Origin of the sequence: Celeribacter sp. SCSIO 80788 (assembly GCF_051054295.1) — a bacterium.
Taxonomy (GTDB): domain Bacteria; phylum Pseudomonadota; class Alphaproteobacteria; order Rhodobacterales; family Rhodobacteraceae; genus Celeribacter.
Map to the genome: position 1 here is coordinate 324,187 of NZ_CP150482.1, position 12,440 is coordinate 336,626.

Annotated in this window: 12 protein-coding genes; 4 read left to right on the top strand and 8 right to left on the bottom strand. The window is 59.0% G+C overall.

The annotated features are described in order from the left end of the window. Positions 1 to 138: 138 nt before the first annotated feature. Together V1471_RS01805 and V1471_RS01810 are read right to left on the bottom strand one after the other, a co-directional pair. Positions 139 to 1,896 carry a hypothetical protein gene (locus tag V1471_RS01805; protein ID WP_434286586.1) on the bottom strand — a complete coding sequence of 586 codons (1,758 nt, stop codon included), beginning with the start codon at positions 1,894 to 1,896 and terminating at the stop codon, positions 139 to 141. Between the two features lie 5 nt (positions 1,897 to 1,901). Beyond that, positions 1,902 to 2,585 (bottom strand): hypothetical protein, encoded by a 684-nt coding sequence (locus V1471_RS01810; protein ID WP_434286587.1) that lies wholly within the window; start codon positions 2,583 to 2,585, stop codon positions 1,902 to 1,904. Positions 2,586 to 2,865: 280 nt separating this feature from the next. Here V1471_RS01810 and mnmH point away from each other — a divergent pair, with 280 nt between their 5' ends. After that, on the top strand, positions 2,866 to 3,915 hold the full coding sequence (mnmH, locus tag V1471_RS01815) for a tRNA 2-selenouridine(34) synthase MnmH (protein WP_434286588.1): 1,050 nt from the start codon (positions 2,866 to 2,868) through the stop codon (positions 3,913 to 3,915). A 6-nt stretch (positions 3,916 to 3,921) separates the two neighbouring features. Here the strand turns inward: mnmH and V1471_RS01820 are convergent, their stop codons facing one another. Both V1471_RS01820 and selD read right to left on the bottom strand, forming a co-directional pair. Then, positions 3,922 to 4,761, bottom strand: coding sequence for a hypothetical protein (locus tag V1471_RS01820; RefSeq protein ID WP_434286589.1), 840 nt, complete (start codon positions 4,759 to 4,761; stop codon positions 3,922 to 3,924). Positions 4,762 to 4,891: 130 nt separating this feature from the next. Then, the gene (selD, locus tag V1471_RS01825; protein ID WP_434286590.1) at positions 4,892 to 7,078 is read right to left on the bottom strand and encodes a selenide, water dikinase SelD; all 2,187 of its coding nucleotides are present in this window, start codon (positions 7,076 to 7,078) and stop codon (positions 4,892 to 4,894) included. A gap of 130 nt (positions 7,079 to 7,208) precedes the next feature. On the opposite strand from selD, the gene V1471_RS01830 reads away from it, so the two are divergent. Then, positions 7,209 to 8,459, top strand: coding sequence for a glycerate kinase type-2 family protein (locus V1471_RS01830; protein ID WP_434286591.1), 1,251 nt, complete (start codon positions 7,209 to 7,211; stop codon positions 8,457 to 8,459). Positions 8,460 to 8,497: 38 nt separating this feature from the next. Here the strand turns inward: V1471_RS01830 and V1471_RS01835 are convergent, their stop codons facing one another. The 4 genes from V1471_RS01835 to V1471_RS01850 all read right to left on the bottom strand — a co-directional run bounded on the left by V1471_RS01835 (position 8,498) and on the right by V1471_RS01850 (position 10,942). Then, on the bottom strand, positions 8,498 to 9,541 hold the full coding sequence (locus V1471_RS01835; RefSeq protein ID WP_434286592.1) for a YeeE/YedE family protein: 1,044 nt from the start codon (positions 9,539 to 9,541) through the stop codon (positions 8,498 to 8,500). 34 nt (positions 9,542 to 9,575) lie between these two features. Then, entirely contained in the window at positions 9,576 to 9,908 is a 333-nt protein-coding gene (locus tag V1471_RS01840; RefSeq protein ID WP_434286593.1) for an ArsR/SmtB family transcription factor, read from the bottom strand. Between the two features lie 73 nt (positions 9,909 to 9,981). Then, entirely contained in the window at positions 9,982 to 10,494 is a 513-nt protein-coding gene (locus V1471_RS01845; RefSeq protein WP_434286594.1) for a GlcG/HbpS family heme-binding protein, read from the bottom strand. 22 nt (positions 10,495 to 10,516) lie between these two features. Next, entirely contained in the window at positions 10,517 to 10,942 is a 426-nt protein-coding gene (locus tag V1471_RS01850; RefSeq protein ID WP_434286595.1) for a hypothetical protein, read from the bottom strand. A gap of 134 nt (positions 10,943 to 11,076) precedes the next feature. On the opposite strand from V1471_RS01850, the gene V1471_RS01855 reads away from it, so the two are divergent. Continuing rightward, positions 11,077 to 11,832, top strand: coding sequence for a cytochrome c biogenesis CcdA family protein (locus tag V1471_RS01855; protein ID WP_434286596.1), 756 nt, complete (start codon positions 11,077 to 11,079; stop codon positions 11,830 to 11,832). 3 nt (positions 11,833 to 11,835) lie between these two features. Beyond that, positions 11,836 to 12,432 carry a thioredoxin family protein gene (locus V1471_RS01860; RefSeq protein WP_434286597.1) on the top strand — a complete coding sequence of 199 codons (597 nt, stop codon included), beginning with the start codon at positions 11,836 to 11,838 and terminating at the stop codon, positions 12,430 to 12,432. Positions 12,433 to 12,440: the final 8 nt, after the last annotated feature.

Here is a 12,440-nt window from a genome sequence, read left to right on the forward strand (position 1 = left end):
CTGGACAGGAAACTATCATCCTATCAACAGAGCGATGTTCCGATCTAGTATGATTAGGTTTTCAAAACCGTGGTTGAACTAGATCGGAAAGTAATGATTTAGTGAAACGCGAAGTTGTGGCGTCGATTAGTCGCTTGGTTAAATTGGATTGTTAGCCAAAAAGGACTGTAGTTTCCTGACGGTCTTAGTTGCTTCTGGGCGCTTTTCCCAACCGGAAACACTTCTCATAATGAAGGATACATATTTCTGCACTTGCGCGCGTGTGACCATCTTTTCAGTTTCGTCAAACTGCGGATAGTAAATTTCCAAGAAAGAAATCAGTTCTTTGTGCCACGCAAACGCTTGCCCACGGCCATGTGTTCTTTCATCGTCGGCCTGAACTGTAAGAAGCTCGAGAACTTCTTTTATGTCTCTGAATGCGTTGGAGCTTTTGCTAGGTATGCTAATCCCACGCTCCAGCAAGCATACAATGAGTTGGTTCTGCGCATGGTAAGGTACATAATTCCCACCGCGATTTTTTGCATAGCTTATGCTCGTTCTAAAGTGCTTTACCGCAGCCTCGAAATCTTTGAGTGCTCTTTGGCACATACCGAAAGCATTCCAGAACAGATCATCCCGATTCAAATTCGGGTTGGAGGAAAGATTCGAGTATAGGTCCCTAATGCGCCGGAGGCGGTTTTGATCTTGATGTGCGATAACTTTAAGATAATTGAAACGCAGCAAATCAACTAGAACCAATTTCATTTCTTCAAAGAGGGGGAAACTGTCCGCCAAATTGTTGGCGGCTTTTTCAATAACTTCGATCAAGTCATTGTGTTCACAAATCTTTTCCATTGCATATTTTGCAAAGATAGAGCCTGCGAAGTAACCACCGGCTTGCCTTTCAAGGTTAAAAAATACCCTGAATACATTGGAAATTTGTTCGGATGTGTGAATGTTCGACAGATTGATCCGCAGTGTTTGATCAATGACTAAATCATCAACGTGATTATTTGTGAACTCTAGATAAATTGACAGTAGGACAACATCATAGGCGTTTTTCGAAAGAGCCTTCAATATTTCAAGTTCCTTTTTTATCCTTCCAATCATCTCGTTTGAGTTCATTAGACCGACCAAGATATCTGCAAAGTTTGCCTGATAGCCTCCGGGGCCTACTGAAAGCAGCTTTTTTGCTTTTTCTAGGTCAGAAAGTTCGGATTTTTCCTTCCACATTCCAGCTTGGTTTGTAAGTGGAACAAGGGCATGAGCATCGCGATCCGTAAGTGTCCCGATCCTCAAATCAATCACATCATGATTGAGGAATTGTGCAGGAAGTTCATCTTTTCGCGTTTCGTGTACACTCAGTCTTGAGGTGAAAATGAATATGACTTCTTCTGATGTCAGGCGAGACATATCACGATGATGTTTTGAAAACTTATAGTAGTCATCAAGTACAATGATAGGGCGGTTATGGTTAGCTATTATGGATTTTAGTTCTTCCATGAAGCTTCCTTGGTTTCGTATCGCGAAGAACACATCGTAATCTCGAGAGAGTTCTGCTCCGAGCACTTTGGACAGCACTGTTTTCCCGTGACCCAAGGGAGAATAGAGGGATATTAGGCTGCGGCCATTGTTGAGTTCGTTTATAATTTTTTCGATAATAGCCGGGCGTATGATGTAGTTGGAAGTTTTCCCGACAACGTCTGCTTGCAAAAGTCGATCCTGAATGCGTCCGAAAAGAAATAGGTCACTCAGATCTTCATAGTTTACGTTTCGATGTTCAACTTCTTGTTCGGATGCTGGTTTGAAGCAAACATAGCTCTTTTTTACGATCTCTGTAGAAACAGGGAGATAATCGATAACTTTAGCTAACCCGTCTTTTTCAATATAAAGAGGGGAGCCAAACATTTCCTGCATATAGCTTAGTTCTTCGTCTTCAATCTTGGAATTGATGAAGAATATCTTCTTTTTGGAATTTCTGCCTTGCAGAACAAGTTTCGCAATTTCCGGATCATACAATGAGTAACCCAAAAAACGACAATGTCGGCGGTCGACATGTCATTTTTGAGTTCTGTCGCCCACGGGCCTTGGTAGACTTCGTTCGCGATATTTGAGTTGTAATCTAAGATGCAGTCTTGGCGGATAGTATCGATACGAAAATGGTTCACAAAACCGTGCAAATGAATGATCGGAAGTTTTCCTGCTAGAATATCTGATGGCTTGTCGGCTGCTGTGAGTGTTTGTTTTGGTTTGCCAATTTGCTCACAGGCAATTTCAATACTGTCATCATAATTTGTAGAATAGACCCTGCTCCAAGGATAGGACATGATGCTTTGCATGTCATCGGAGACGGCTTGAACCTTGAAGCAATCTGTAATTATGCGGTAATAATCTTGGATAGAGCTGTCAGCTACTTTGGCAGCTGCTATTGGCAGCTTGGAAAAATTCTTACCTAGATATGCGTTGAACTTGCCTAGCAACGGGCTCGCAGCCGGTAGTTCCTCGCAATCAAATCCAATAGAATCTAGAGAAGCACCAGCGCCGCAAAACAAAATGGCTTTACCTTGGCTAGCTTTTTGCAAGATGTCTTTAAATTCGTTAGACACAATTTCCTCCTACGTATAAGTGATACCATTTGACAACAGTAAGCAGTGTGCAACTACCACCTCTATGCGAAATTTGCATAGAGGCTTCAGTTGATTATCTTATGTTGTAGAGATAGCTTGCGACGTGCCGATAAGGAAGGCTTTTCGATCTTGTGCCTATTAGGCCGAACACTCTTTCTCAAGTTCATTTGTAATCAGTGGGTCCGCGGTTCGAGTTCGTGTGGGCTCTGATCCGCTATAAGGCTCTGTTCCCGGTTCCAATCCGAAGTTACAAAGCCCTATGAGCATCGCTTTCTCCTCCGTCCGACAGTTTCTCGACGCGCCCTTCGACACGGTGATCGACGTGCGCGCACCGTCCGAGTTTGCCGAGGACCATGTGCCCGGCGCGATCAACCTGCCGGTGCTTTCGGATGCCGAGCGGGCCGAGGTCGGGACGGTGTACAAGCAGCAATCGCCTTTTCTGGCGCGCAAGCTCGGTGCGGCTTTGGTGGCGCGCAATGCCGCGGATCATATCGAGGGGCCGCTGGCCGACAAGGAGGGCGGCTGGCAGCCGCTGGTCTATTGCTGGCGCGGCGGGCAGAGGTCGAATTCCTTTGCCATCATCCTGCGCCAGATCGGCTGGCGGGTGGAGGTGGTCGAGGGCGGCTATAAGAGCTGGCGCAAGGCGGTGATCGGCATGTTGCATGACGCGCCGCTGCCGCATCGGGTCGTGCTGATCGACGGCAACACGGGCACGGCCAAGACCGATCTGTTGCAGCGGGTGGCGGCGCGGGGCGGGCAGGTGCTCGATCTCGAAGGGATTGCCAATCACCGCGGCTCGATTTTCGGAGGCATGGGCGATCAACCGGCGCAGAAAGGCTTTGAAAGCCGGCTTGCGGCGGCGCTTGCGCGGCTCGATCCGGTGAGGCCGGTGCTGGTGGAGGCGGAAAGCTCGCGGATCGGCGAGCTGTCGGTGCCGCCCTCGATTTGGGCGGCGATGTGCGCCGCGCCGCGCATCGAGGTGAGCGCGGAGCTGAGCGCCCGGGCACGTTATCTTGCGGAGGCCTACGCTGATTTGGTCGAAGATGCCGAGTTGATGGCTGCGCGGCTCGATCAGCTCATTCCGCTTCAGGGGCACGCCCGTGTCGAAGCCTGGCGCGAGATGGCGGCGAAGGGCGATTTCGTCGATCTTGCAGGCGCGCTCATGGCGCAGCATTACGATCCGCGTTACGATAAATCCCGAGCGCGCCATGCGCCTGAGGTGCGGGCGCGCGTCGATCTTGGCGATATGAGCGAAGCGGCGCGCGAAGGTGCCGCCGCACGGATTGCCGATCTGTTGGAAACGGGCTGAGACGGCTCAGCGCGCGGCGCAAACGGTGGCCGTGGCATTCGACCAGCAGCCGCCATTGCCCATGCGAAACCCGTCGCCCAAGGGGGCCTGCGCATGGGTTGCACCGGGTTCGGCGTTCCACCAGCCGGAGGCCTGACCGGTGCCATCGGGGGCGATCTCGGCAAAATATGGGCCGAGATAGGCGGTGCGGTCGGTGTTGATCCAGAAATTGCCGCTGCCGTCATTTGCGAGCCAGATCGGACATCCGGCGGCCATGTCGACATAGACCTGCCCGTGAACGATCAGCTTGCAACTGCCGTAGATCACCTGCGGGGCGGCCTGCACCACGGCAGGCTGGGGGGCGGGTTGGGCACAGGCGATGGTGTCGGCGACGGCGCGGTTCGAACCGTTCAGCGGAAAGGCGAATTGCGCGACCCCATGGCCGGTGTCGTAGCCGACGTGCAGGGTGGCGGCGTTCTGGAACTGGTCCAGTTCGCCCCAGGGTTCGTCATTGGTCATGACCAGCCCGCGCCATTCATAACCGTTGTGATCCGCGATCGGCTGCATGATATAGCTCTGATAGGCTTTGACGCCGTCGTCGAACCACATGTCCACGTCGATGGGAAAGGGCGAGGCGGCGGAAGCGGGGCCGCTGAACCCGATGACGGAATTGGCGGTGTCGTAGCGGTAGAATAGCCCCTGCTCGGGACCGGTGATCAGCATCGCCTCACAGGCCACGACCTGACCGTTTTCGCGCAGTTGCGTGACGGTCCAGCCATTGGCTTGGCTGTAGAGTGTGGCCTCTTGCGCCTGAGCGGCCGAGGCAAGGCCCGCGCAGAGCGCCAGAGCTGTCGTCCAATGTTTCATCCTGAAAATCCCCCGAAGTTCCCGAATCGCATGCGATCAAATGTGAAATGCTCCAGAAGACGCTTGCAGGCGTCTCGGGATCGGTAAAGTGAAATGAAGATGACAGGGCGCGCCGCAATATCCCGCAGCGTTATTCTGTATTGCGTGCCTCAAGACGCGGCGGCCCTTCGGTGATGTCCCCGATCAGGGCGGCCTCGTAGCCAGCCCCCCGGAGCGCCGCCACGCATTTCTCCGCCCGCATCGGCGAGAGACAGGCCAGAAGCCCTCCGGCGGTCTGCGGATCGAGCAGAAGATCGGCCAGCGCGCCTTCCGGGCCTTGGTATTCCGCGGCATAGGCACGGTTCGCGGGATAGATCGTCGAGCGCATTCCCGCAATGGATTGCTCCAAAGCGCCGGGCAGAAGCGGGATGTCCTCGAGCCGGATCGCCGCACCGACCTCCGAGGCGCGACAGATGCCAAGCAAATGCCCGGCCAGTCCGAAGCCCGTCACATCGGTCATCGCATGGGCATTGCCCAGAATGCGCGCCGCCTCGCCGGAGCTTTTGATCATCGAGGCATAGGCGGCCTCCATGTCGCGCCCGCTGGCCTTCATCTCCATCTCGGCGGCGAGCAGCACGCCGGTGCCGAGGGGCTTGGTCAGGATGAGCCGATCGCCGGGGCGCGCACCCTTGAGCGTAATCGGCCGATCCAGAAGGCCGGTGACGGTGAAGCCGACGGAGAACTCCGCGCCCATCGCGGTATGCCCACCGATGATCTCGGCCCCTTCCTCAGTGAAAACGTCGCGTGCGGCCTGCATGATTTCCGCCAGCCAGCCCTCCTGCAACGCGGCGCTCATTTTCGGCAGGGTGACGGTCATGAGGGCTGCCTGAGGCGAGGCCCCCATGGCCCAGACATCGCCCAGTGCATGGATCGCGGTGATCCGCGTCATCAGAACCGGGTCCTCGACAAAGGCGCGCAGGTGATCGACGGAGGCCACCTGCCACGTGTCGCCATGGGTCAGGAGGGCGGCATCGTCGCCCGCCAGATGCAGCACGTCGCGCCGCTCGATACCGGGTTGATCGCGCAGCACGCGGGTGAGAATGTCGCCACCGACCTTGGCCCCACAAGCACCGCACATCGGTTTTTTGCCCTCGACCTCTTCGCGCAGCCCTTCGGCCACCTGTGCGGGCAGGGCGGGGAGCGTCATTGGGGACAGCTCCTTGAGTTTCTGCATGAATTTCCGGTCGATCCGGTCTTTCCAGCGCCACATCAGCGGGCCGGAGGTGACAAGCCCCGCCTTGTCGGCGAGTGCGGATTGGCCGCCCAGAGAGATCAGCTTGAGATAGTCCTTTTGCGGCTTGTAAGCACGCAGGCGCACCCCAGGGCCTTCGCTCAGGCAGGCGCGCAGGTTGTCGAAGAGTACGGGGGCCTCGCGCACCGCATAGACGCCCGCCTTGGGGCGCGGATCGAAGGCGAGATGCGCGCAATCCCCGGCGGCGAAAATGCGCGGATCGGAGGATTGCAGTGTCGGGCCGACGGTGACGAAGCCGTCGTGCAGATCGAGACCGGTGTCGGCGAGCCAGTCATAGGGACGCGCGCCCGCCGCGCCTAGGGTGAAGAAGCTGCCGAGCGCACTGCCGTCGGAAAAGCGAACCCGATCCGCTTCGATCCGGGCAACCTCGGCTTGCGGGCGCAAGGTGACGCGCAAATCGGCGAGGGTTTTGAGCAGACGGTGCCGAGTCGGCGCGCGCATTTCGGAGAGGATTTCGCCCCGGTCGATGAGCGTGATCTCCATCTGCGGCAGATCGCCCAGACGATGCGCCATGGCGGCGGCCAGTTCCGCGCCTGCGACCCCGCCTCCGATCACCGCCATATGAGGCAGGACCTCGCCATGGCGCGCGGCAGTCTGAAACCCGTCCCACCGGCTCGCGAAACGTTCGAGCGGTTTGGCGGGCACGGCGAATTCGGAAAAGCCGTCCAGATCGGGCATGGCGGAGGTGATGCCGATGTCGATGGAGGCATAATCGTAGCGGATCGGCGGGTGGCCTTCGACCTGCACGAGACGAGCGTCGCGGTCGATCCCGGTGGCCCGACCGAGAAGCACCCGGGCACCGGCAAAGCGTGCCAGCCGTACGAGATCGAGCTCCAACTCTTCGCGTTGGTAATGTCCGGCGACAAAACCCGGCAACATGCCGGAATAGGCCGCCACCGCGCCCGGATTGATCACCGTCACGCGCACGCCGGGCAGGGGCCTCATCCCCCAGCGTTTCAGGATCAGCGCATGACTGTGTCCGCCGCCGATCAGGACCAGCTCTCGGGTGAGGGGAAGCTCGTGCATCTTTCGGCTCCTGTTGGGGGCCGTGTCGCGGCAGGGGCGAACGGCGTGCCTGTCCCGCGAAACCTGCCGCGAAGCGCGCGGCTTGGCAAGGGCGCTGGACGCCGCACTGTCAACGTGTCAACATCCGGCCATGACAAACGATCCCTCTCAAATCAATGAGCTGCGTGCCCGGGCGCGCGAAATTTTCCTCGAAGGTGTGGCGGCGGCCGATCCCGGTCAGGCCGTTGAGGCGGCCCTTGCCGGGAAGAGCTTCGAGCAGCCGATCATCATCGCTGTGGGCAAGGCGGCGCGCACCATGGCCGAGGCCGCGATGCGTCATGTCGAGGCGCGGACCGTGATCGTGGTGACGAATTATGAAAACGCGAAACCTCTTGAGGGCGCAGAAGTGCGCGCTGCGGGGCATCCCGTGCCGGATGCCGAGGGCGCGCGGGCTGCGCTTCGGGTCGAGGAGGCGCTGTCGCATGCGACGGGCGATGTTCTTGCGCTGATTTCGGGCGGCGGTTCCGCGCTTTTGCCCGCGCCGGTGGCCGGGGTGTCCTTGGAAGACAAGGCGGAGGTCAACCGGCTTTTGCTGGCCTCGGGGGCCGACATCGTGACGATGAATCTCGTGCGGCAGCAATTGTCGCGCCTGAAAGGCGGCGGTTTACTCCGGGCGGCGGCGCCCGCGAAGGTCACGGCGCTTTTGCTGTCGGATGTGGTGTCGGACGATCTGCGCGCGATTGCCTCCGGTCCGACCGTGTCGCCCATCGGCACGCGGGCCGAAGCGGCGGCGGTGTTGATCGACCTCGGCCTTTGGGACAGGCTGCCCGCGTCGGTGACGACTTATCTCTCGCAACCGCAGCCCGATCTCGGGCTTTTGCCGGAGAGTTCCTCGACGCTCGTCGGGTCGAACAAGATCTCGGTCGCGGCTATGGCGCGGGCGGCGGGCGGCGGGGCCAGCCATGGGGTGCATGTCTTCCCGATGCCGCTCGAGGGCGATGTCGCCGAGGCGGCCAGGATTATCGTCGATTGCGCCAAAGGCTCGGGCGAGCGCGGCGTGTTCCTGTTCGGTGGCGAGACCACGGTGAAACTGACGGGCGACGGGCTTGGCGGGCGCAATCAGGAGCTGGCCTTGCGCGTGGCGGTGCTGGCCGAAGCGGCGGGGCTTGGGCATTATGTTTTTCTCTCGGGCGGAACCGACGGGCGCGACGGGCCGACGGATGCGGCGGGCGGGCTTGTCGATCCTGGCACGCTTGGCCGGATGCGGACGGCGGGGCTGGACCCGCAGGATGTGCTGGCGCGCAATGACAGCTATCACGGTCTCAAGGCCGCAGGGGATCTGTTGCAGATCGGCGCGACCGGGACGAATGTCGCCGATCTTCAGGTGCTGATCCTCGGCTGAGCGCACGCTGTTTCCTTGGCTGCGAAAATACTCAAACTCTAGCGTGCGAAGGAGAACCCGTAGATCAGCTGGCGCAGGCCGAGGGCTGCGCCAGCTACGATGGCGGCGATGGTCACCGGGGCGGAATAGGCCAGAAGCGAGAAGGCCGAAAGCCCTTGCCCGACGGTGCAGCCAAAGGCCACCACGGCCCCCACGCCCATGAAACTTGCTCCGAGGATCTGGCGTTTCAGCTCGCGCGGGTCTTCGCAGGCTTCCCAGCGGAAATGCCCCTTGATCAGCGAGCCGATGGCCGCGCCAGCGAGCACGCCGATGACCGAGCCGACGCCGAAGCCCGGTGAGAGGGCCGAGGAACTCATCAGATAGAACAAGGTATCGCCGATCGGAGCGGCGAAGCTGTGCGAGGTGACGGGGGTGGCCTCGAATGTCGCCTCCGACAGCCATGCGGTGCCGGCCCAGCCAGAGACAATCGCCAGCCCGACAACGCCGCCCCAAAGAATGAGTTTCGGCTTGGCGCGAAAGGCGCGTGAGGAGAGCGAAAGGGCGAGTACTGCGAGACCCGCGACGATCCCGGTCGGGACGGTCGGCAGACCCATGCCATGGGCAAAGCCGGGCAGGGGGCCTTCGGCGGGCATGGGCGGGAAGAGAAACACGCGAAGCGACGCCAGAGGCCCGTTCAGCGTGACATAGGTGGCAAGCCCCATCACCAGAACGATGACGAAATTGCGCAGATCGCCGCCGCCGAGACGCGCCAGCGCGCCAAAACCGCAATTGCCCGCCAGAGCCATGCCATAACCGAACAGAAGCCCGCCGCCGATGGAGGCGAGCGGATACCATCTGAGGCCGAGATAGGCGGTTTTCGCGGGATCGAAGAGGCCGAAGCCGATCAGGGTGAAGGTGCCCAAGAGCGCCACACCCAGAGCGACGCCCCATTGCCGGGCGCGCAGATCGGAGCCTTGGTAAAGGGCGTCCTCGATGGCGCCCATGGAGCAAAATCGGCCAAGACGGGCAGCGAGGCCAAGGATCAGGCCGCCGAACATCCCGATGAGGGCTGCAAACAGCCCCGGATCAACACTGTCGAGCATGTCTCCTCCCCTATGCCCGGCGGATTTCCGTATATCAGGTCGCGCCCTTCCTGGGACCGCCATCCACCGAACAGAACATGTCGTAGATCACTTCGAGAATGCGTTTCGGCCGGTCGTCGGTCAAGGAATAGTAGATCGCCTTGCCCTCCCGGCGGGGCGTCACCAGACCTTCGAGACGCAGCCGGGCGAGCTGTTGGCTCACCGCGGCCTGACGTGCTGACAAAAGCTCTTCGAGCTCGGTGACGGATTTCTCGCCGGTCACCAGATGACACAGGATCATCAACCGCCCCTCATGCGACAGGGCTTTTAAAAGCTGCGACGCATCGCAGGCGCTCGACATCATCACATCCATGTCCTCGTCGGACATGTTCTCCGTAATGATTGGCAAAGGCGAATTCACTTTGTCCACCTCATGTGTCCTCGAAGAGTTGTTTGGGTCCTTAAAACGCGATGTCGTCCATGATGGCGTCGATGCCCGCCTGAGCGCAGTCCGCATCAAGGTCGGGGCCTGGGGCGCCGGAAACACCGATGCCGGCCACTATAGAGCCTGACGCTTCAATCACAAGACCGCCTCCGAGGGCGAGAGGTTCGGACAGTTCGCGAATGCCCGCCATCATCTCGCCGGGCGCGGTCAACTCACCGAGGCTGAGCGTGTCGGTGCGAAAGGAGACGGCGGTCCAGGCCTTGCGCCTTGCGGTCTCGAAGACGTGCAAACCGGCGTAGCGGTCGCGCACATAGGCCTGCGGAATGCCGAAGCGATCCACCACCATGACACCGACCTGATAGCCCGCCGCACGGCAGGATTCCATCGCGGCGACCGCGGCGCGTTGAGCGTATTCCGGCTTCAGCACCTGAAAGGTGACAAAGGCGTCCTCGTCCTGTGCAAGCGCGGGAACGGCCATGATGCTGGCGCAGAGGCCTGCGCACAAGGCCATGATTTTAAATGATTTCATTGTTTCCTCCCTAGGTGTGATCTCAGTTTCCGGCGCGGTCTCCCTCCACGTCGGTTGCGTCTTCGAGGCTCTCGTCCGGCGGTGCGAAATCGGAGTGATCGCGCAGCAACATCGTGAGCATGGTCCAGAACATTTCGTCGCCCGCATAGCCCTCGATCCGGCCCTGCTCGACGCCCTCGTCGACCAGAATGAAGGTCGGCGTGAAGATCACCGGTCCCTTGAACTCGAGGTCGTCGGGGCGGGGCGCACGCAGGTCTACGCGGCGCAGCGGCGCATAATCGCCCTCTGGGGTTTTCGGATAGATCGGGGCGATTTCCGCGTTCCAGCGGGCGCAATAAGCACAGCCGTCTTGCTCCACCATCACCAGTTCCATGGCGGCGACAGGGGGGGTAACGGAGAGAATCACCCCGAGCGAAAGGGCGGCAAAGGCCAAAATTCTTGTCAACATATGTATACCGATTGACGGGTGCGACATATTCAACCTAATTTGAATATGTGAATGGCACAAGTCGCGGATCAACCGCGGTGCGGGGTTGAGGAGCCTCGTCGGGTCAAACCGGCCAGTCGCACTGGGAGGATTATATGCTCGACGTGACGTTTTTGTCGGCCCTTTTGGGCGGATTGGTGGTGTTTTTCTCACCCTGTATCCTGCCCATCGTGCCGTTCTACCTGTCCTACATGGCCGGAACCTCGATGGCGGAGATCAACGCCGAGGGCGAATTGGCGCCGGGGGCCCGCAAACGGGCGGTGATCTCCTCGGTGATGTTCTCGCTGGGGATCATCACGGTCTTCGTCCTTTTGGGTGCGGCGGCGTTTTCGCTCAGTCAGGCGTTTCGCAGCCATCAGGACCTGTTCCGGATCGGCTCCGCCGCGCTGGTGTTCATCCTCGGGCTGCACTTTCTGGGCGTGATCCGCATCGGCTTTCTCAACCGCCAGTTCCAGATGCAGGCGGGGGACACCTCGAATATGAATGTCTGGTCGTCCTACCTTGTCGGCCTCGCCTTTGCCGCCGGGTGGACGCCCTGCGTAGGGGGCGTTCTGGTGGGGGTGGTGATGCTGGCCTCGAACGAGGCCACCGCGCTGCGCGGGCTGATGATGATGGTGATTTTCGGCATCGGCATGACCGCGCCCTTCGTGGTCGCGGCGTTTTTCATCAAACCCTTCCTCAAATTCGCCGCCAAATTCCGCCGTCACCTGCCGAAGGTGGAAAAGCTGATGGGGGTGTTTCTGATCCTCTTCGCGATCCTGATCGTGACCAATTCGGTCAATGTGATCGCGGCGTGGATGATCGAAACCTTCCCCTCTTTCTCGAAAATCGGATCCAACGGGAGCCTGTAAACCATGTTCAAGATTGCACGACGGACCCTTTTGACACTGACGCTGGCCGCCGCCGCTTTCCCCGCTTTGGCGGTGGAAATGGGCGATGACGGGCTACACAAGACGCCGTGGCAGCGCGACACGTTCAAGGACCTGCGCGAAGATCTGGCCGAGGCCAATGCCGAAGGGAAGCGGCTTTTGGTGATGGTGGAGCAGCGCGGCTGCATCTACTGCAAGAAAATGCACGAAGAGGTCTACCCGGACCCGGAGATCACCCAGATGATCGAGGAGAATTTCTTCGTCATCCAGATCAACATGTTCGGCGATGTCGAGGTGACGGATTTCGACGGCGAGACTTTGCCGGAAAAGGACATGGTGCAGAAATGGGGTGTGTTGTTCACGCCGACGAATCTGTATTTTCCGGAAGAAGTGCCCGAAGGCGTCTCCGCCAAGGACGCAACCGTGTCTCAGGTGCCCGGGGCCTTCGGGAAGCTGACCACTTACAACATGATGCAATGGGTGCTCGATCACGGCTACGACGGCGACGAGCCGTTCCAGAAATACCATGCCCGTCAAGTGGTTCTGCAACAGGAGCAGGGTAAGTTAAAGGTCGATAATTGACACAAGAT